The sequence below is a fragment of the Geodermatophilus sp. SYSU D00079 genome, assembly GCF_054050635.1.
The window spans coordinates 240,903-260,935 of sequence record NZ_JBJGZS010000002.1 but is presented as its reverse complement, the minus strand read 5'-3'; the positions used below and the strand labels follow the sequence as shown (position 1 = coordinate 260,935).

Here is a 20,033-nt window from a genome sequence, read left to right as displayed (position 1 = left end):
TGGGCAACCCCCGTTCCGCACCCCGGGACGACGTCCTCGCCGGACCCCCGCGGATGGGGAACCGTTGGCCGGAGCAACGACCCGACCGACGTCAGGAGCCCCATGGCGCAGCCGCGGACCCCCCGCCGCCTCTACCTGGTCCTCGGCGCGCTGACCGCCTTCGGCCCGCTCGCGACCGATCTCTACCTGCCGGGCCTGCCGGACATGGCCGGGGCGCTGCGCACCTCTCCGTCCCTGGCCCAGGCCACCATGGCCACCTGCCTGGTCGGCCTGGCCCTGGGGCAGCTGGTCACCGGTCCGCTCAGCGACCGGCTGGGCCGCCGCCGCCCGCTGCTGGTCGGGGTGGCGCTGTTCGTGCTGACCTCGGCGCTGTGCGCGTTGGCCCCCTCGATCTGGCTGCTGCTGACCCTGCGCCTCGTCCAGGGCCTGGCCGGCGGCGCGGGCATCGTCATCGCGCGGGCCGTGGTCCGTGACCTGTTCGACGGCAGGCAGGCCGCCCGCGTCTTCTCCCACCTGGTGCTGGTCTTCGGCCTGGCGCCGGTCATCGCGCCGGTGCTCGGCGCGCAGATCCTGCGGTTCGCCGACTGGCGGGGGCTGTTCGTGGCCCTGGCGGTGGTGGGGGCGGTCATCCTGCTCGGCTCGCGGGCGGCGCTGCCCGAGACCCTCCCCGCCGTGATGCGGCACACCGCCGGGGTCGGGGCGCAGCTGCGCCAGATGGGCGGACTGCTCACCGACCGCACCTTCGCCGGCCACCTCGCGGTCAACGCGCTGCAGGGCAGCGTGCTGTTCACCTACATCTCGATGAGCTCGTTCGTGCTGCAGGAGGAGCACGGCCTCAGCGCACAGGGCTTCTCCCTGGTGTTCGCGGCCAACGCCGTGGGCCTGGTGCTGGGCGGCCAGCTCAACGGGGCGCTGGTCATGCGCCTGGGCCCGGCCCGGCTGCTCGTGGCGTCAGTGCTGCTCGTGCTCACCGCGTCGGCCGCGCTGCTCGCCGGCGCGCTCAGCGGGGAGCTGGTCGCGGTGCTCGTGCCGCTGTTCCTCGTCGTCGCCTGCCTCAGCGGCGTGGGTGCCAACAGCACCGCGCTGGCGCTCACCCCGCACGGGTCGGCGGCAGGGGCCGCCTCGGCCCTGCTCGGCATGATGGTGTTCGGCGCCGGGGCGGTCCTGCCGCCGCTCGCCTCGCTGGCGGGGACCACCGGGACGGTCATGGCCGCGACGATGGTGGCGGCGAGCGCGCTCATGGTCGTGCTGGTCCTGACCGTCGTCCGGCCGTGGCGCCGGCCCGAGCCGGCGACGGTGCCCGAGGCGGCGCTGACCACCACGGCGTCATAGGAGGCCACCGCCGGTCCGAGCTCCTGCAGCGCCCTCGCCCTCGACGGTGCGCCCACCGCGCTGCGGTCCCCCGGCTGGACGTGGTCGGCGTCCTCACCCTGGGCACGACCACCGTGCTCGCAGGCGGCGCGGGCCCGGTTCCCGGGCGACGACCGGCGGCCTGCCCCTAGGGTGACGGGCGCCACAACCGCACCGGCGAGGGGAGACGTCATGGGCAGGCTCGAGGGCAAGGTCGCGTTCGTCACCGGAGCAGCGCAGGGACAGGGGCGCAGCCACGCGATCGAGCTCGCCCGGGAGGGCGCCGACGTCATCGCCGTCGACGTCTGCGAGCAGGTCCCGGGGATGCCCTACCCGACGGGCACCTGGGAGAAGCTGCAGGAGACCGTCCGGGAGGTGGAGGCACTGGACCGCCGGATCGTGGCGGCCAAGGCCGACGTCCGCGACTACGACGCCCTCTCCGCCGCGGTCGACGACGGGGTGGCCCAGCTCGGCCGGCTGGACATCGTGGCCGCCAACGCCGGGATCGGCTCGCTGCCGCACGCCTCCCACGAGCTGCCGCTGGACGTCTGGCAGCAGATGATCGACGTCAACCTCACCGGCGTCTGGCAGACCTGCAAGGCCGCGATCCCGCACATCATCGCCGGCGGCCAGGGCGGCGCCATCGTGCTCACCAGCTCCGCGGCCGGCCTCCAGGCCTACTCGCACATCTCCCACTACGTGTCCGCCAAGCACGGCGTGGTCGGCCTGATGCGCACCCTCGCCGTGGAGTACGGGCCGGAGCGGATCCGGGTGAACAGCATCCACCCCACCCAGGTCGAGACCGACATGATCATGAACGACGAGACGATGAAGGTCTTCGTCCCCGACGTCCCGAACCCCACCCGGGCGGACTTCGAGCCGCGGTCGCAGGCCATGCACACCCTGCCGATCCCGTGGGTCCAGCCGATCGACATCAGCCGCGCACTGGTGTTCCTGGTGTCCGACGACGCCCGGTACATCACCGGCGTGCCGCTGCCGGTGGACGCCGGCGCCCTGGTCAAGTGACGCCCGGCGGGGCTGTCCTCAGCCCCGCCGGTCCGGGCCCACCCACACGCCGCGCTCCACCATCAGCTGGATCTGCTTGTCGATCACCTGCTCGCGGAACTCCGCGTGGGTGAACGGCGCCCGGTCGGCGTAGAGGTTCGGCGGGTAGACCGAGTCGCGGTAGACCAGCTGGTAGAGCTCGGTGCGGAGGTCCTTGGCCCAGTTGTCCCACTGCGCGTGGGTGCGGAAGTGCCGGAGCGCGTCGATGTCGATGGTGCCGGCGACGTAGGAGGACCCGGCCCCGTACAGGTGCTGACCGACGACCCGACCCTTGTAGTCGATCACCATCGACCGCCCGCCGAAGGTGTCGATCGCGTCCTGCGACTCCGGGTACAGGTGGTAGGTGGCCAGGTTGGGGGCCACCACGTAGAAGTTGTTGTCCAGGGCGCGCGCCCGGCTCTGGATCTCGAAGAACTCGTTGCCCGTGTGCGGGTGGGGGTAGGACGCCCGGTAGACGACCTCGGCGCCGTTCATGGCCAGCCCGCGGGCGTTCTCGGGGTAGGAGCCCTCGTTCGCCATGAGGACCCCGAGCCGGCCGATCTCGGTGTCGGCCACCGGGAAGAAGGCGTCGAGGGTCAGGCCGTACAGCTCCACCCAGCGGTCGAACACGTCGTGCGGGGTCATCGAGTGCTCCACCGGGTACAGCGTGGTCAGCTTGTGGTGCCTGAGGACGATCTCCCCCTGCCGGTCCAGCACGAACCCGACGTTGAAGAACCGGTCGGGGAACGCCTCGTGCCGGGCCTTGGCCTGCGCCATGACGAAGGTGTCGTAGGTGCGGGCCAGCTCGCCGAGGAACTCCGTCTCCGGGCCCGGGATGTCGATGGCGCAGTCCCGGGCGAAGGTCACGTGGTCCAGGTCGAGCACCTCGTCGTTGAACGCCTGCAGGCCGCCCTCGGGGATCGCGACGAGCCGCACCGGCAGGTCGAGGCTGGACAGCCAGGACGCGGCCTTGAACAGCTGCGCGATGTGCTCGAGGTTGCGGCCGATGTCGGCACGGGTGCGGATGCCGCGCACCGCGGGGACGAGGCCCACGGCCGTGTAGGGCTCGGGCATGCGGGGAGTGTTCCACCGGAACGCGTCCGGAGGACGGGGTCGGCTCCCGGTCAGGGACGCCGCTCCGGGCCCGACGGCGGCGGCGTCCCCCCGTCCGGGGTGGGCCGGGGAGCGCCCCGCCGGGGCAGGGTGGCCGACGCGCAGGCCGCGACGAGCGCGGCCGCGGCGGCGACCAGGAACGCCGCCGTGAAGCTGCCCGTCCGGTCGGCGATCCACCCGCCGAGCTGGGGCCCCACCAGCTGGGCCGCGCCGAAGACGAGGGTGACGGCGCCGAAGGCGGCGGCGAACTGCCGGGGGTCGAGCCGGTCGGCCAGGTGGGCGGCCAGCACGGCCGGGGCCCCGGACAGCGCCAGGCCGAACAGGAGCGCGGAGAGGACGGCCCAGGGCTCGCCGCCGAGCGGGACCAGCAGGATCGCCACGGTCATCCCCACGTAGGCCCACGTCATGGCCGCCCGCCGTCCCACGCTGTCCGACCAGCGGCCGACCACCACCCCGCCGAACACGATGCACACCCCCGCCAGCGCGAACACCGCGGAGGCGTGGCCGGTGCCGAAGCCGGCGTCGTCCTCGTACGCGGTGACCAGGAAGGTCATGTAGACCGAGATCGCGAGGCCGTACCCGCCGTAGGAGAGGGTCGAGCCCACCCAGCCCGGGACCGCGCGCAGCGCCGAGATGCGGACCGGCCCGGCGGCCGGGACGACCGGCGGACGCAGCCACCGCAGCGCCGCGGCCGCCACCAGCGCCGCCAGCACCGCCTGGATGCCCCACACCGGGCGCCACGCACCCGGGTCCCCGACGGCGTGCACGAGGGCGGTGAGACCACTGCTCGCCACCACCCCGAGGCCCACCCCGCTGCCGGTGATCCCGATGGCCAGGCCCCGGCGCGACACGCGGACGGCGGACCCGGCGATGCCCGGGGCGGGCACCCAGATCAGCGCCCCGCCGAACCCCGCCAGGACCATGCCCGCCACCAGGGCCGGCACCGACGGCGCGAGGGAGAGGACCGTCAGCCCGGCCGTGGTGCACAGCAGACCCGCGCGCACCGAGGTCGCCGGCGCCATGCGGCCGGCGGTGAGGCTGACCAGGAGCGTCCCCGCCAGGTACGCGGTGAGGTTCAGCGTGCCGAGCAGGCCGGCGACGACGTAGGAGTGCACGAGGTCGGCGGTGACGGCCGGCAGCAGGAGTGCGTATCCGAAGCGCCCGAAGCCCTGGGCCACGGCGGCGGCCAGCACCAGCACCGGGAGGAGGACCCGTGGCCCGACCGCGGAGCCGCGGCGGTCCGCGCCGGGAGCACGGGGAGGTCGCACCAGGGGCTCTCGGCAGTCGGTCGGCGCGGGCTAGGCCGTCGCGGTGACCGCGGCCAGCACGGCCGGGAAGGCCTCCTCGGCGACCCGGCGCAGCTCGTCGTCCGTGCGGTCCTGGACCGGGTGTGGGACCAGCACGTACGGCGCGGGGAAACCGAGCGCCGCGCCCTGCAGCCGGGCGGCCTCGTCGAACGCCCGGCTGGCGAGGAAGACCGCGACCACGCCCCGGCGCTCGAGGTCGGCGATGTCGTGCACACTGCACGACGTGCACGAGCCCTAGTCGGCCAGGGCCTCGATGACCACCTCGCACTGCTCGGTGATCTCCTGCCGCAGGTCCACCGGGGCGGTCCGCGCGAAGGTCGGCTTGCGGTAGCGCCGCACCGTCGCGCCCTCGTCGGCGAGCAGCTGCTCGAGCCGGTCCAGGACGACGTCCCCCCGGGCCTTGCTGATGTCGAGCAGCCCGACCGTGCGGCCCCGCAGCGAGGACGGCCGCGGCAGCGGCGCCCGGACCGGCGCCTGGCGTTCACCGGTGGGATCGAGGACCGTCGTCACGCCCGTACCTCCCGTGTCACAGGGACGCTGCCCGTCTCCCCGGCCACCCAACCACCGACGATCGCACTGAACAGCCCGGCGTCGCCGCCGGCGGAGACGACCAGCAGCCCGCCCGGCCGGAACTTCGGCAGCTCGTCCGCGGCGACGCCGGGCGGCAGGCCCTCGGCCATGCCGCCGGCGCCCCGCACCAGCTCACCGGCCGGCAGTCGCAGCAACCCGTCCAGCTCGGCCAGCAGCCGGGGCCGGTCCCAGCCGGCCTCGCGGAACACCCGCCCGTGCTCCGGGGAGACGACGAGCATCGCGTCGAAGCCCATCGCCAGCTTGGGGTGGGCGTTGACCCGCAGGCACGCCGCGAAGGTGCGGGCCAGCGACTCGGGGTCCCGGCTGAGCTGGTCCACCACGGGCTGCACCCCGGAGCCGGCGAAGACGGTGACCGCGCTGCCGGGCACCCCCCGCTCGGCCGCCAGCGGGGCGAACGGGCTGTCGTGCTCGCGCTCGGCGAAGCAGAAGGTGACCTTGCCCGGGTTGCCCAGGGTCGCCCGGTCGACCTCCCCGGGACGGCCGCCCCCGACGTTGCGCACCACCAGCTGCAGCGCCCGACCGATCGTGGCGTTGGCCCGGTTGCCCTGGCCGAGGGCGTTGACCCCGCTGTTCATGCCGATCCGCGCGGCGACCGGCCCGTTGACGACGACGACCGGCCCCGCGAAGTAGGTGGTGGCGAGCACGCCGTGCAGCGCGAACTCGTCGGCGCACGCCGCCTCGAGCGCCGCCAGGACGACCGGCAGGTACTCGGGCAGGCAGCCGGCCATGACCGCGTTGACCGCGACCTTCTCCACGGTGCACTCGACCAGGTCCGGCGGGACGACCGCCACCACCTCACCGGGATCGCGGGTCGTGCCCCGCAGCATCCGCAGCACGCGCTCGGGGGTCGGGGGCACGACCGGCAGGCCGTCGGTCCAGCCGCGGTCGAACAGCGCCTCGTGCTCGTCCTCCAGGTCGGCCAGCTCCACCCGGCGGCTGGCCAACCGGGTGGCCCCGTACCGCGCCTCCAGCGCGTCGACCCGGGTCGGGTCCACCGACAGCGACCCGCAGCCCGGCCGGTGCTCGGGCAGGTCCGCTCCGAGCCCGGCGACGCCGGTCAGCGCCTCCCACTGCTCGCGGCTCCAGCCCACCACGCGGGCGGTCTCCACCCCCTCCTCGACCCGCAGCAGGGTGGGGACGGTCTCGACGTCCAGCCGGTAGGACACCTCGAGGTCGGTGTCGTCGTGGTCGAACCAGTCCGGGTCGTCCTGGCACCACACCGCGGCGCCCAACTCGCGCAGCACCGGCTCGACCAGGACACAGGTCGGGCAGTCCCGCTTCACGACCGCGACCAGGCCGTCCGGCACGTGCACGCAGGCGACCCTAGCCGTCCCAGCCCCGTGCTGCGCGGGCTGACCGTGCCCGGGAGGGACGTGGGGGGTGCAGGTGGTCGGGGGTGCTCACCGACCACGGGAAGCCGCTGACCTGCGGCGTTGCTCCCCCGATTGGACTCGAACCAATAACCCTGCGATTAACAGTCGCATGCTCTGCCAATTGAGCTACGGGGGATGGGCGGGCGGACCCGCGCGCAGGATCGAGAGTACCCGACGCCGTCCGGTGCCCCGCGCAGGGGCCTTCGCGTCGCGCGTCACACCCGTCCACGGCTACGGTGATCACCCGCTTCCCCAGTCAGCAGGAGGTCCCCCGTGGCGAAGCTGTCCTTCCTCGCCGGCTTCGGTGCCGGGTACGTGCTCGGCTCCAAGGCCGGGCGCGAGCGTTACGAGCAGATCCGCAAGGCGTGGGCGAACGCCAAGGACAACCCGCAGCTGCAGGGCGTGGCCGGCATGGCCCAGGCCCGCGCCGACGCGGTCGTCAACTCGGTCAAGGCCCGCATGGGCCGCGACAGCGGGCCCGAGCGCCCGACCGGCCCCACCGCGCCGGGGCCGGTGCCCCCGCCGCGCTGAGTCAGCCCACCTGGTCGGCGGCGACGACCTCGGCCAGCTTCCGCCGCGCGGCCTCCCGCGCGACCGGGTCGCTGCGGTCGGCGTCGTCGTCGAAGACGACCGTCCACTCGCGGGCGGCCTGACCAGGCACCCGCCGGGCGACCAGGACGACCTCGCCCCGGCCGGGCAGCGGCGCCCGGCGGCTGGCGACCACCGTCTGGTCCACCCGCCGGCGGACGACGGCCGGCAGCTCCCCCGCGTCGACGAGCGCGTACCGCTCCACCGGCAGCCGCGCCTGCACGCCGGGTTCCACCTCGGTGAGCGCGGTGACCTCGAAGCGCCCCCCGCCGTCACCGGTCGCCGTCCACCGGGCCGAGGCGACCTCGTGCCACGGGAGGACGCCGATCCCCCCGGCCTCGGGCAGGGGCAGGTCGGCCGGCACCCGGCGCAGGCCCCGGGACGTCGCGACCAGCCAGCCCTCCTCGCGCACCAGCACGCCCCAGGCGAGCACCCGCTCGTCGGTGTCGGCGGAGGCCAGCACCACGGCGCGGACCGGCTCCGGCGGCCGGGCGAACCGCCGCCGCACGCGGTCCACGAGGGTCACTGGGCCAGCCCGCCCATCGCCCGCTGCCGCAGCGAGATCGCCTGCTGCTCGAGCGCCATGAGCTGGCTGAACGCCTTCATGTACTCGTCGGCGGCCTCCACCGGGTTCATCCGCTGCAGCCGGCCCTTGAGCGCGGTCACCTGCCGCACCGTGTGCATCTCCTCCAGCCGGGCGAGCACCGCGCTCACGTAGGCGGCGTCCGCCTCGTGCGCCGAGCGCAGCGGCTCGACGGCGAGCGCGGTGAGCTGGGCCCGGGCGCTCTCGCTGGTGCAGTGCGCGGCGACCTCGTCCAGCCAGGCCGGGCCGGTGACGCGGGTGGCCGCCGCTCCCCCGGCGCCGGCGACCGCCGCGGCCACCGCCGCGTGGTCGGGGTCGGTGTAGGCCTCGACCGGGATCGCGTCGAACGCCGGGCCGGCGAGCTCGGGCACCTGCAGCGCCGTCTTCACCGCCTCCCGCTCCACCGCGACGGCGATGTCGTCCGGCGACCGCCTGGGCGTCCGTGGGCCCCGGGGCCGCTGCGGCGCCGCCCCCTCGCCCGTCAGCCGGCGCACCCGCTCCAGCACCTCGGCCTCGTCGGTGTTGCCGATCATCCCGGCCAGCTGGCGGGCGTAGGCCGGCCGCAGCGCGTGGTCCTTGATCTGCGCGACCAGCGGAACGGTCTTCTCCAGCGCCGCCACCCGGCCCTCGACGGTGTCCAGGTCGTACCCGGCCAGCGTCGTCTTGAGGACGAAGGCGATCAGCGGCGTCCGCCGGGCCACGAGGTCCCGCACGGCGGCGTCCCCGTGCGCCTGGCGCAGCTCGCACGGGTCGCGGCCGTCGGGCTCCACGGCGACGAACGTCTGGCCGACGAAGCGCTGGTCCTCGGCGAAGGTCTTCATCGCCGCGTTCTGCCCGGCCGCGTCGCCGTCGAAGGTGTAGATGACCTCGCCGCGGAACTCGTCCTGGTCCATGAGCAGCCGGCGCAGCACGCCGATGTGCTCGGGCCCGAACGCGGTGCCGCAGGAGGCGACGGCGGTGGTGACGCCGGCGAGGTGGCAGGCCATCACGTCGGTGTAGCCCTCGACCACGACCGCCTGGGACCTGCGGGCGATGTCGCGCTTGGCGCGGTCGACGCCGTAGAGGACGGTGCTCTTCTTGTAGAGCGGGGTCTCCGGGGTGTTGAGGTACTTCGGCCCCTGGTCGTCGTCCATCAGCTTGCGGGCGCCGAAACCGATGACGTCGCCGGTGATGTCGCGGATCGGCCAGACCAGCCGGCGGTGGAACCGGTCGATGAGCGTGCCGCGGGAGGACTCCTTGGCCAGCCCCGCGGTCACCAGCTCCTGCTGGGTGTAGCCCTTGCCGCGCAGGTGGCGGGTGAGGGTGTCCCAGCCGCCGGGGGCGTAGCCGCAGCCGAAGTCCAGCGCCACCTGCCGGTCGAAGCCGCGGTCGGCGAGGAACTGCCGGGCCGGCGCCGCCTCCGGCGTGCCCAGCTGCTCGGCGTAGAAGGCCGCCGCCGCGGTGTTCGCCGCGACCAGCCGCGCCCGCTGCCCGGCCTGCTCCCGCGACGGCGCCCCGGTGGGCCGGCCGCCGTCGTCCTCGTAGTGCAGCTCGACGTTGGCCCGCCCGGCCAGCAGCTCGACGGCCTCGGTGAAGGACAGGTGGTCGATCTGCTGGATGAAGGAGATGACGTCCCCGCCGACCCCGCAGCCGAAGCAGTTCCCGGTGAGGATGTTGTCCTCGAGTGTGAAGGCGTGGGTGCCGGGCACCTCGGCGCAGTAGACCTCCTCGACGCGGTCCGACCACTCGACCGACCGGACGACCCACCGCTTGCGCTCGTACTCCTTGCGGTTGGCGAGGATCCGCTCACGGTGCTGGCTGAGGAGGAAGAAGGAATCCGGCAGTCCCTTGGTCATGAAGCGGACGTTGTAGATGTCGCTCATGACGCCGTCGATGCCGAGGCGGTTCTGCTTGGCCACCCCGTAGGTACCGATCCCGAGTCGCGTGCACAGCGTGCGGACGTACTCGAGGTCGTCGGCGCGCGCCGAGTTGAGGACCGCGTCGCCGTCCTCCGCGACGCACCCGTCGGCAGCGAAGTAGCCGGCCAGCCAGCCGAGCAGGTACGACGCGTCCTCGTCGAGTGAGGGGCGCTCGTCCTTGAAGTAGGCCGGCAGTCCGTAGTACCGCGTGCCCCGCTCGTCCGACCACGAGCGGCAGCCCTCGAAGTAGGACGCGAGTTCACCGTCCTTCTCCCCGTACAGGACGGCGATGGAACCGGCCCCGGCTCGCGTTCCGTCCCCGTAGACCAGACCTCGCGCGATGCCGAACGGTGAGGGCTTCGTCGCCGGGTTCAGCACCCGGCTCATCGGGAACGACGGCGACAACTGGTCGCCCGGGAACAGGTCCCTGGTGAGCTTCTCCCGCCGGTCCTGCCGCAGCCTCCCCGAGGGGACGAACCAGCGGTGCTCGTCGGTCGCGTGGATGACCTTGGTCCGGCCGTTGCGGGTCAGCGTCACGGCCATCAGCCGCTGGACGCCGTACGACCGGAACGGTGCCTCGACCCAGCCGCCGTCACCGTTGAGGACCCGGACCGTCCTCCCCGCCAACTCGCGGATCGGGACGACCCCGTCCTCGGTCAGGACGCCGGTCTCGCCCGCCAGGCAGTGGTAGAGATTTCTCGACGGGGTGACGTGGAAGGACGGCGACTTCTCGTCGTGGAACGGGCACAGCCCCTTGAGGCTGCCGCCCCCGGCGCGCTTGAGCTGCAGGTGCTCGCCGACGATCTCGTCGATCTTGCTGCGCTCGCGGACCAGCGCGATGTCCGCGGCCCGGATGCGTCCCCGGCCGGCCATCAGCTGCCTCCCGCCACGGCGCCGCCGGTGACCGCGGCGGTCGTCGCGGCCTGGTCGCGGCGGGCCATCACCAGGCCGAGCCACAGCAGGAAGACCTGGTGGTCCAGCGTCAGCGACTCGTCGGGGGTCAGCGTCGGGCGCGGTGACCAGCCGCCCGTCGTCCCGGCCTCGGCGACGACCCGGCCGTCGACGCGGTACCGGTGCCCGCCCTTCCAGCGGGACACCACCTCGGCCTGCACCGGCGTCCCCTCCAGGTCGGCCGTCCAGGTGCCCTTCCAGAACGACGTCTGCCGCGCCCGCAGGCGCGCGGCGTCCTCGGGGTCGGCCGCCCAGCGGCCGGTCAGTTCCCTCTTGCGCTTGGCGAGCACCCACTCGCGGTCGCCGACGACGGCCGTGGCCGCCTCCTTCCAGTTCGAGGCCCGCAGCGTCGCGACGACGACGCCGTCGCGCAGCACGGGCAGCACGCCCTTCTCGACCCCGGCCGAGCCGGCCTTCCCGAGTTCCAGCACGGTTACTCCTCAGCCGATCCCGGGCGCGCCGGCGACGCTCTCGCCGGTCGCGCGGTAGAGCAGGTAGGCCGCCGTCTCACGCAGGATGTAGCGGAACTGGGTGGTGCGTGTCTGCACCGCCGGGCCCTGCCGGGTCGGCGAGCTGTCGGCGGTGATGCCGGCGTCCTCGGCCATCCGCTCGGCCCGCATGGCGTGCCACGGGTCGGTCACCAGGACCGCGGAGCTCCAGCCGCGCTCGTCGAACGCCGCGCCGACCGCGCGCATGCTCTCCAGCGTGTCCACGCCCTCCTGCACCGGCAGCAGCGCGTCGGCGGGGACGCCGGAGTCGGCCAGGTAGTCGGCGCCGGCCTCGGCCTCGGTGAACTGGTCGCCGGCGGCCCGGCCGCCGACGGTCACGACCACCGGGGCGACGCCGGCCTCGTACAGCCGCAGCGCGTGCTCGAGCCGGGCCTCGAAGATCGACGACGGGACCCCGTTGTACTGCGCCGACCCGAGCACGACGATCGCGTCCGACGCCGGCCGGGAGTCCTGCCGCGCCGTCCACCAGATCGCGGTCGCGGTGGAGACGACGAGCAGGAAGAACGCCAGGACGGCGGCGCCGACCACCCGGCCCACCAGGCTCCCCGCACGCACCGCCACGCGTCATGGGTACCACGCGGGGCCGTCCGGGTGAGGGGGATGGGGACCGTGCGTCGGCCCACCCCGTTCAGGAGCCGGTGCGCTCGGCCCCCAGTGCGGCGCGACCGGCCTCGAGGCGGGCCACGGGTACGCGGAACGGCGAGCAGGAGACGTAGTCCAGCCCGACCTGGTGGAAGAAGTGCACCGACTCGGGGTCGCCGCCGTGCTCGCCGCAGACGCCGAGCTTGAGGTCCGGCCGGGCCCGGCGCCCGCCCTCGACGCCGATCTCCACCAGCCGGCCGACGCCGGGCCGGTCCAGCGACTCGAACGGCGAGACCCCGAAGATCCCCTTGTCCAGGTAGGCGTGGAAGAACGCCGCCTCGACGTCGTCCCGGGAGAAGCCCCAGGTCATCTGGGTGAGGTCGTTAGTGCCGAAGGAGAAGAACTCGGCCGACCGGGCGATCTCCTCGGCGGTCAGCGCGGCCCGTGGCACCTCGATCATCGTGCCGATGAGGACGTCGAGCTCCAGGCCGCACTCCTCGAACACCGCGGCCAGCACCTGCTCGGACTCCTCGCGGATCGCCTCCAGCTCCTGCACGGCCCCCACCAGCGGGATCATGATCTCCGGTCGCGGGTCGCCGCCGGCCGCCCGGCGCTCGCAGGCCGCCTCGGCGATGGCCCGGACCTGCATCGCGAACAGGCCGGGGACGACCAGCCCCAGCCGGACGCCGCGCAGCCCGAGCATGGGGTTCTGCTCGTGCAGCCGGCGGACGGCGGTGAGCAGCCGCAGGTTGGCCTCGTCGGGGTGCCCCTGGGCCTCGGCGACGGCCACCCGCACCGACAGGTCGGTCAGGTCGGGCAGGAACTCGTGCAGCGGCGGGTCGAGCAGGCGGACGGTCACCGGCAGCCCGTCCATCGCCGCGAAGATCTCCAGGAAGTCCTGCTTCTGCAGCGGCGCGAGCGCGTCGAGGGCCTCCTGCTTGCCCGCGTCGTCCTCGGCCAGGATCAGCTTCTCCACCAGCTGCCGGCGGTCGCCGAGGAACATGTGCTCGGTGCGGCACAGGCCAGTGCCGTGCGCGCCGAAGCGCCGCGCGCGGGCGGAGTCCTCCGGTGTGTCGGCGTTGGTGCGCACGTCCATCCGCCGGCGCGCGTCGGCGTGGGTCAGGATCCGGTGCACGCTGCGCACGAGGTCGTCGGCGTCGGCGGAGTCGGGGTCGATCTCGCCCTCGAAGTAGCGGACCACCGAGGACGGCTCGACCGGCACCTCGCCGAGCCACACCCGGCCGGTGGAGCCGTCGATGGAGATGACGTCGCCCTCGCTGACCTGCGTGCCGTCCGGTGCGGTGAACCGCCGCGCCGTGGTGTCGACCTGCAGCTCCTCGGCGCCGCAGACGCAGGTCTTGCCCATGCCCCGGGCGACGACGGCGGCGTGCGAGGTCCTGCCGCCCCGGCTGGTGAGCACGCCCTCGGCGGCGATCATCCCGGAGAGGTCGTCGGGGTTGGTCTCCCGCCGGACCAGCACCACCTTCTCCCCCCGGTCAGCCCACTCGACGGCGGTCTCCGAGGAGAAGACCGCCCGGCCGACGGCTGCGCCCGGGGAGGCGTTCATGCCCTGGGTGAGCTGCTGGGCGTCCCCGCCGGAGACGAAGCGCGGGAACATCAGCTGGGCCAGCTGGTCGCCGGTCACCCGCCGGACCGCCTCGTCCATGTCGATGAGGCCCTCGTCGACCAGCTGGGTGGCGATGACGAACGCCGCGGCCGCCGTCCGCTTGCCCACGCGGGTCTGCAGCATCCACAACTTGTTGCGCTCGACGGTGAACTCGATGTCGCACAGGTCGCGGTAGTGCGACTCCAGGCGGGCCATGATCTCCATGAGCTCGCGGTAGGCGCCCTCGTCGATCCGCTCCAGCTCCGGCAGCGGCACGGTGTTGCGGATGCCCGCGACGACGTCCTCCCCCTGCGCGTTCTGCAGGTAGTCGCCGTACACGCCCTGCGCGCCGCTGGACGGGTCGCGGGTGAACGCCACCCCGGTGCCCGAGTCGGGGCCGAGGTTGCCGAACACCATCGAGCAGACGTTGACGGCGGTGCCGGCGTCGCTCGGGATGCGCTCGCGGCGGCGGTAGAGGATCGCCCGGTCGGAGTTCCACGAGTCGAAGACGGCGGTGATGGCGAGGTCCAGCTGCTCGCGCGGGTCCATCGGGAAGTCGCGGCCGCACTGCTCGGCGACGATCGCCTTGAACCGGCCGACGACGTCCTCCAGGTGCGCGGCGTCCAGGTCGAGGTCGGAGTCGGTGCCCTGCTCGCGCTTGACCTCGTCGAGGGCGTGCTCGAACAGCTCGCCGTCGATGCCGAGCACGGTCTTGCCGAACATCTGGATCAGCCGGCGGTAGGAGTCCCAGGCGAAGCGCTCGCTGCCGGACTGGGCGGCCAGCCCGCGGACCGAGTCGTCGTTGAGCCCGACGTTGAGGACGGTCTCCATCATCCCGGGCATGGACGCCGCCGCCCCGGAGCGCACCGACACCAGCAGCGGGTCGGCCGGGTCGCCGAGGGTCTTGCCCATCGCCTTCTCCAGCGCCGTGAGGTGCTCGGTCACCTGGTCGGCCAGCTCCGGCGGGGTGCTGCCGTGCTCGAGGTAGTAGCGGCAGGCGTCGGTGGTGATGGTGAACCCGGGTGGCACCGGCAGCCCGAGGTTGGTCATCTCGGCCAGGTTGGCGCCCTTGCCGCCGAGGAGGTCCTTCTGGTCCTTGTTGCCCTCGCTGAAGTCGTAGACCCAGGTCGTGTGCCCCGATCCGCCCACCGTGCACCTCCGCGCTCGTCCGCCGGCTGCGATCCGCGTGCCGGGATGGTGGCGCGCCAGGGTGCTCCCACCCCGACGAGCAACGGTCCCCGGACATAGACGTCTCATACGTCATGTCGAGGCCGTGGAGGGCGATCCTGGCCCACGCGGAGGGCGGGCACCAGTCTCCTGTGACGATCGGCACACGACCGGAGGAGGCGGGCTCCGGACGTCGACGGCGGACCCGCGGGCCCGGCGCGGGTCAGCCGGCGGCGACCCCGCACACCCGCGGGCCGTCCTCGCTGATGACGGTCACCGTCGAGGTGCTGCCGTCGGCCCAGCCGATCTGCACGCGCTGCACGGGCGCGCCGTCGACGTCGGCCGCGGAGGTGCCGGTGATCTCGCCGTCGCCGGCCGGGGCGTACTCGGCCGCCACCTCGCCGGCCGGCACGCGGGCCCGCTCCTCCTCGCACAGCAGCTGGTGGGCGGTCTCGACGTCGCCGTCGGCCAGCGCGTCGAGGAAGACGCCGGTCACCTGCCGCGCCTGCTCGTCGGGGGTGCCCTTCACCAGCGGCAGGCCGACGGCCATGGCGACGGCGACCAGCACGGTGCCGCCGAGGACGGCCAGGATCAGCCCGCGCGCCCCGCGGGGGGTGCCGGTGTGCAGCGCCTCGGGGCCGTCGTCGTAGAGGTAGGGACCCTCGGTCTGGCTCATCCGCCACTCACCATCAGTTCTGCCCCGGCCGGGGGCCGGGGGTCGTCACGGTCGGCCAGCCAGCCCTCGGGCAGCGCCACCGGGCGGGGTGGGCTGGTCCGCCCGCGTGGCCCGCCGAGGACGGCGGTCGGGTACGGCTGGTCGGGGATGCCGGCGAGCAGCTCGGCGAGCTCGTCGAGGGAGCTGACCATGGCCAGCGACCGCCGGACGTCCGAGCCGACGGAGAACCCCTTGAGGTACCAGGCGACGTGCTTGCGGAAGTCGGTGCAGCCGTGCAGCTCGCCCTGCTCCTCCGACAGCAGCGCGGCGTGCCGGTGCATGACGGCGGCGACCTCGCGCAGGGTCGGCAGCGCCCGTCGCGGCTGCCCGGCGAAGGCCGCGGCCAGGTCGCCGAACAGCCACGGGCGGCCCAGGCAGCCCCGCCCGATGACGACGCCGGCGCAGCCGGTCTCGGCGACCATGCGCAGGGCGTCGTCGGCCTCCCAGACGTCGCCGTTGCCCAGCACCGGGATGTCGACGGCCTCCACCAGCCGGGCGATGGGCGCCCAGTCGGCGGTGCCGCTGTAGAGCTGGTCGGCGGTGCGCCCGTGCAGGGTGATCGCCGCGGCGCCCTCGTCCTGGGCGATCCGGCCGGCGTCGAGGTAGGTGACGTGGTCGGCGTCGATGCCGATGCGGGTCTTGACGGTGACCGGCACGTCCCCGGCGGCGGCGACCGCGGCCCGGACGATGTCGCGGAACAGGACCCGGCGCCACGGCAGCGCCGACCCGCCGCCCTTGCGGGTCACCTTGGGCACCGGGCAGCCGAAGTTCAGGTCGACGTGCGCGGGGCGGGTGCCGGCCACGCCCTCGTCGACGAGCATCTCCACGGCGCGGCCCACGGTCGCGGGGTCGACACCGTAGAGCTGGACGGAGAACGCGTCCTTCTCGTCGGGGGTGGCCCGCACCATGGCCAACGTCTTCTCGTTGCGCTCCACCAGCGCCCGCGTGGTGATCATCTCGCAGACGTAGAGGCCGGCGCCGAACTCGCGGCACAGCGTGCGGAACGCCGGGTTGGTGATGCCGGCCATCGGCGCGAGCACCACCGCGGGGTCGACGGTGAGCGCACCCAGGCGCAGCGGCGGGGGCGCCGTCGCCGGCTGGAGCGTGCTGGTCACGTTCCCAGGGTAGGCGGCGGGCCGGCGTGTCCCGCGCCACCGGTGAGGGCGGGGCACCGGCGCGGGCTGGTGCGCTGCCGCCCGGTTCCCGGGGCAGGAACCGGGCGGCCGCGCACCCGCCCAGCGCGGGGTCCGGGGCTCAGCAGACCGGCAGCTTGGCCTTGAGGTAGCCCTCGACCTGGTCGAGGGCGATCCGCTCCTGGCTCATCGAGTCCCGCTCGCGGACGGTCACCGCGTCGTCGGTGAGGGTGTCGAAGTCGACGGTGAGGCAGAACGGCGTCCCGATCTCGTCCTGCCGGCGGTACCGGCGGCCGATCGCGCCGGCGTCGTCGAAGTCGACGTTCCAGCTCTTCCGCAGCGTCGCGGCGAGGTCGCGCGCCTTGGGCGAGAGGTCGGCGTTGCGCGACAGCGGCAGGACGGCGGCCTTGACCGGGGCCAGCCGCGGGTCCAGCCGCAGGACGGTGCGGGTGTCCACGCCGCCCTTGGCGTTGGGCGCCTCGTCCTCGGTGTAGGCCTCGATGAGGAAGGCCATGAGCGAGCGGGTGAGGCCGGCCGCGGGCTCGATGACGTACGGCGTCCAGCGGGTGTTGCTGGCCTGGTCGAAGTAGGTGAGGTCGGCGCCGGAGTGCTCCGAGTGCGTCTTCAGGTCGAAGTCGGTGCGGTTGGCGATGCCCTCGAGCTCACCCCACTCCGAGCCCTGGAAGCCGAAGCGGTACTCGATGTCGACGGTGCGCGTCGAGTAGTGGGACAGCTTCTCCTTGGGGTGCTCGTAGTGCCGCAGGTTGTCCGGGTCGATGCCCAGGTCGGTGTACCAGCGGGTGCGCTCGTCGATCCAGTACTGGTGCCACTGCTCGTCGGTGCCCGGCTCGACGAAGAACTCCATCTCCATCTGCTCGAACTCGCGGGTGCGGAAGATGAAGTTGCCCGGGGTGATCTCGTTGCGGAAGGACTTGCCGATCTGCCCGATGCCGAACGGCGGCTTCTTGCGCGCGGCGCCCATGACGTTGGCGAAGTTCACGAAGATGCCCTGCGCGGTCTCCGGGCGCAGGTAGTGCAGCCCGGACTCGTCCTCGACCGGGCCGAGGTAGGTCTTGAGCATCATGTTGAAGTCGCGCGGCTCGGTCCACGCGCCCTTCGTGCCGCAGTTCGGGCAGGAGATGTCGGCCAGGCCGTTCTCCGGCGCCCGGCCCTTGCGCGCCTCGAACTCCTCCTCGAGGTGGTCGGCGCGGAACCGCTTGTGGCAGCTCTGGCACTCCGTCAGCGGGTCGGTGAAGACGCCGACGTGACCGGAGGCCACCCAGGTCTGGCGGGGCAGGATCACCGAGGAGTCCAGGCCGACGATGTCGTCGCGGCTCTGGACGACGGTGCGCCACCACTGCTTCTTGATGTTCTCCTTGAGCTCGACGCCCAGGGGCCCGTAGTCCCAGGCGGAGCGGGTGCCGCCGTAGATCTCGCCCGACGGGAACACGAAGCCCCGTCGCTTGCAGAGGTTGACCACCTTGTCGAGGCGGGCGGGGTCGTGCTTGGCGGTGCTGTCGCTCACGGCGAGAGGCTCCATCCGGCTGGCGGTCGGCGGGTTGACCCGTCCACGGTAGTTGCCCGCGCGGAGCCGCCCGGCACCGCCGGAGGTGTCCTCCTGCGGACGCTCGTGCTCTGCCCACCACGGTGGGCAGAGCACGAGCTCCCGCGGACCGGGTCAGGCCGGGCGGCCGGCGTCCTCGCCGGGCAGGTAGACCCCGGGCTCGTCCAGGGCGTGCACCCACACCGGCGCCCCGGCGATCTTGACCTCGGCGGCGGAGAGCGCGCGGCGGTAGGCGCCGACGCCGTCCCAGCGGGTCACCAGCGCCCACAGGCCCGGGTCGTCGGCGCAGCGGCCCAGCTCACCGTCCCGGAAGCCGGGCCGCGCGGCGAAGGCGGCCAGCAGGGCACCGACGTCGGCGGTCAGGGCGCCGGCGTCCCCCTCCGACACCCGCAGCCGGGTCACCGCGAACACGCCGCCCCCTACGCGGTGCCGAAGCGGCGCTGCCGGGAGGCGTACTCCTCGCAGGCGGCCCACAGGTGCCGCCGGTCGAAGTCCGGCCAGAGGGTGTCGAGGAAGACGAACTCGGCGTAGGCCGACTGCCACAGCAGGAAGTTGCTGGTGCGGTTCTCCCCGGAGCTGCGCACGAACAGGTCCACGTCGGGCATGTCGGGCTCGTCGAGGAACCGGGCGACGGTCCGCTCGTCGACCTTGTCCGGGTCCAGCCGGCCGGCGGCGGCCTCACGGGCGATCGCCGCGGCGGCGTCGGCGATCTCCGCGCGTCCCCCGTAGTTGACGCACATGGTCAGCGTCAGGACGTCGTTGTCCCGGGTGAGCTCCTCGGCGACCTCGAGCTCCTTGATGACGCTGCGCCACAGCCGGGGACGGCGTCCGGCCCACCGCACCCGCACCCCGAGCTCGTGCATCTCGTCGCGGCGGCGGCGGATGACGTCGCGGTTGAAGCCCATGAGGAAGCGGACCTCCTCCGGGCTGCGCCGCCAGTTCTCGGTGGAGAAGGCGTAGGCGCTGATCGCGGTGATGCCGAGCTCGATCGCGCCCTCGACGCAGTCGAACAGGGAGGACTCCCCCGCCTCGTGCCCGGCGGTGCGCGGCAGGCCCCGCTGCTTGGCCCACCGCCCGTTGCCGTCCATGACGATCGCGACGTGGCCGGGTACCTTCCCGGCCGGGATCTGCGGCGGCCGGGCCCCGGAGGGGTGCGGGTTGGGGGCCTTGACCTCACGCCTCACGCAGCAGACCCACTTCCCGGGGCGTCGACTCGGACCGGTCCACCAGCGGCAGGGACCGCAGCCCCCGCTCCAGGTGCCACTGCAGCAGCGCGGCCACCAGGCCGCTGCCCTCCCGCCGGGTGGGGCCCTGGCTGGCCTCGGCGGCGTCCCAGTCGCCGGTCAGCAGCGCTTCGAGCAGCTCGATGGTGACCGGGTTGGGCATCGCCGAGCCGGCCGGGCGGCAGGGCGGGCAGACGGTGCCACCGGCCGGCACGGAGAAGTGCCGGTGTGGCCCCTCCTCGCCGCAGCGGGCGCAGCCGGTCAGCGCCGGCTCCCAGCCGGCCACCGACATCGCCCGCAGCAGGAACGCGTCGAGCACCAGACCGGCGGGGTGGGCGTGCTCGGCCAGCGAGCGCAGCGCGCCGATGACGAGGAGGAACAGCCGCAGCGACGGCTCCCGCTCCTCCGCGGTGAGCCGGTCGGCGGTCTCCAGGACCGCGGCGCCGGCGGTGTAGGCGGGGTAGTCGCCGGCGATCGGCTGGCCGTAGGAGCGGATCGTCTCGGCCTGGCTGACGATGTCGAGGTTCCGGCCGGTGTAGAGCTGCAGGTCGACGTGGGTGAACGGCTCGAGCCGGGCGCCGAACTTGCTCTTGGTGCGGCGCACCCCCTTGGCCACCGCGCGCACCTTGCCGTGGCGGCGGGTGAGCACCGTGACGATCCGGTCGGCCTCGCCCAGCTTCTGCGTGCGCAGGACGACGCCCTCGTCCCGGTACAGCGCCTTCGGTGTGGTGGACAC

General features: G+C 73.8%; 17 protein-coding genes, 1 tRNA gene and 1 pseudogene. 3 read left to right on the top strand and 16 right to left on the bottom strand.

All coding sequences use genetic code 11. From position 1 onward, the window contains the following. Positions 1-102 precede the first annotated feature (102 nt). Both ACI79E_RS03415 and ACI79E_RS03410 read left to right on the top strand, forming a co-directional pair. On the top strand, positions 103-1,332 hold the full coding sequence (locus tag ACI79E_RS03415; protein WP_456931134.1) for a multidrug effflux MFS transporter: 1,230 nt from the start codon (positions 103-105) through the stop codon (positions 1,330-1,332). Positions 1,333-1,542: 210 nt separating this feature from the next. Next, positions 1,543-2,376 carry a mycofactocin-coupled SDR family oxidoreductase gene (locus ACI79E_RS03410; protein WP_456931133.1) on the top strand — a complete coding sequence of 278 codons (834 nt, stop codon included), beginning with the start codon at positions 1,543-1,545 and terminating at the stop codon, positions 2,374-2,376. Positions 2,377-2,394: 18 nt separating this feature from the next. Here ACI79E_RS03410 and ACI79E_RS03405 read toward each other — a convergent pair whose 3' ends face one another. The 5 genes and pseudogenes from ACI79E_RS03405 to ACI79E_RS03385 all read right to left on the bottom strand — a co-directional run bounded on the left by ACI79E_RS03405 (position 2,395) and on the right by ACI79E_RS03385 (position 6,914). Continuing rightward, on the bottom strand, positions 2,395-3,468 hold the full coding sequence (locus ACI79E_RS03405) for a nitrilase-related carbon-nitrogen hydrolase (protein WP_456931132.1): 1,074 nt from the start codon (positions 3,466-3,468) through the stop codon (positions 2,395-2,397). A gap of 50 nt (positions 3,469-3,518) precedes the next feature. Continuing rightward, entirely contained in the window at positions 3,519-4,706 is a 1,188-nt protein-coding gene (locus ACI79E_RS03400; protein ID WP_456931131.1) for a YbfB/YjiJ family MFS transporter, read from the bottom strand. 99 nt (positions 4,707-4,805) lie between these two features. Further along, positions 4,806-5,324: pseudogene (locus ACI79E_RS03395) on the bottom strand (UGSC family (seleno)protein). After that, the gene (locus tag ACI79E_RS03390) at positions 5,321-6,718 is read right to left on the bottom strand and encodes a thioredoxin family protein (protein WP_456931130.1); all 1,398 of its coding nucleotides are present in this window, start codon (positions 6,716-6,718) and stop codon (positions 5,321-5,323) included. Before ACI79E_RS03390 ends, ACI79E_RS03395 begins: the two are co-directional and overlap by 4 nt. A 123-nt stretch (positions 6,719-6,841) precedes the next feature. Next, positions 6,842-6,914 (bottom strand) — tRNA-Asn (locus tag ACI79E_RS03385). Positions 6,915-7,051: 137 nt separating this feature from the next. On the opposite strand from ACI79E_RS03385, the gene ACI79E_RS03380 reads away from it, so the two are divergent. Next, positions 7,052-7,309 (top strand): hypothetical protein, encoded by a 258-nt coding sequence (locus ACI79E_RS03380; RefSeq protein WP_456931129.1) that lies wholly within the window; start codon positions 7,052-7,054, stop codon positions 7,307-7,309. A 1-nt stretch (position 7,310) separates the two neighbouring features. Here ACI79E_RS03380 and ACI79E_RS03375 read toward each other — a convergent pair whose 3' ends face one another. The 11 genes from ACI79E_RS03375 to recO all read right to left on the bottom strand — a co-directional run bounded on the left by ACI79E_RS03375 (position 7,311) and on the right by recO (position 20,033). After that, positions 7,311-7,892, bottom strand: coding sequence for a hypothetical protein (locus ACI79E_RS03375; RefSeq protein ID WP_456931128.1), 582 nt, complete (start codon positions 7,890-7,892; stop codon positions 7,311-7,313). Next, complete coding sequence (gene dnaG, locus ACI79E_RS03370) at positions 7,889-10,720, bottom strand: DNA primase (protein ID WP_456931127.1); 2,832 nt, start codon at positions 10,718-10,720, stop codon at positions 7,889-7,891. Before dnaG ends, ACI79E_RS03375 begins: the two co-directional genes overlap by 4 nt. After that, the gene (locus ACI79E_RS03365) at positions 10,720-11,229 is read right to left on the bottom strand and encodes a hypothetical protein (protein WP_456931126.1); all 510 of its coding nucleotides are present in this window, start codon (positions 11,227-11,229) and stop codon (positions 10,720-10,722) included. The genes dnaG and ACI79E_RS03365 overlap by 1 nt, the downstream gene beginning before the upstream one ends. A 9-nt stretch (positions 11,230-11,238) precedes the next feature. Beyond that, the gene (locus tag ACI79E_RS03360; RefSeq protein WP_456931125.1) at positions 11,239-11,868 is read right to left on the bottom strand and encodes a YdcF family protein; all 630 of its coding nucleotides are present in this window, start codon (positions 11,866-11,868) and stop codon (positions 11,239-11,241) included. A gap of 67 nt (positions 11,869-11,935) precedes the next feature. Then, positions 11,936-14,644, bottom strand: a complete 2,709-nt coding sequence (gene ppdK / locus ACI79E_RS03355; protein WP_456931124.1) for a pyruvate, phosphate dikinase — start codon at positions 14,642-14,644, stop codon at positions 11,936-11,938. Positions 14,645-14,885: 241 nt separating this feature from the next. Further along, entirely contained in the window at positions 14,886-15,338 is a 453-nt protein-coding gene (locus ACI79E_RS03350; RefSeq protein ID WP_456931123.1) for a hypothetical protein, read from the bottom strand. Next, positions 15,335-16,492 carry a tRNA dihydrouridine synthase DusB gene (gene dusB / locus ACI79E_RS03345; RefSeq protein ID WP_456931122.1) on the bottom strand — a complete coding sequence of 386 codons (1,158 nt, stop codon included), beginning with the start codon at positions 16,490-16,492 and terminating at the stop codon, positions 15,335-15,337. The genes ACI79E_RS03350 and dusB overlap by 4 nt, the downstream gene beginning before the upstream one ends. 139 nt (positions 16,493-16,631) lie before the next feature. After that, the gene (locus ACI79E_RS03340) at positions 16,632-18,035 is read right to left on the bottom strand and encodes a glycine--tRNA ligase (RefSeq protein ID WP_456931121.1); all 1,404 of its coding nucleotides are present in this window, start codon (positions 18,033-18,035) and stop codon (positions 16,632-16,634) included. 153 nt (positions 18,036-18,188) lie between these two features. Then, positions 18,189-18,485, bottom strand: a complete 297-nt coding sequence (locus tag ACI79E_RS03335) for an antibiotic biosynthesis monooxygenase family protein (protein WP_456931120.1) — start codon at positions 18,483-18,485, stop codon at positions 18,189-18,191. Between the two features lie 8 nt (positions 18,486-18,493). Then, positions 18,494-19,258 (bottom strand): isoprenyl transferase, encoded by a 765-nt coding sequence (locus ACI79E_RS03330; protein WP_456931119.1) that lies wholly within the window; start codon positions 19,256-19,258, stop codon positions 18,494-18,496. After that, a complete protein-coding gene (gene recO, locus ACI79E_RS03325; RefSeq protein WP_456931118.1) occupies positions 19,248-20,033 on the bottom strand; it encodes a DNA repair protein RecO in 786 nt (261 codons plus the stop codon). Before recO ends, ACI79E_RS03330 begins: the two co-directional genes overlap by 11 nt.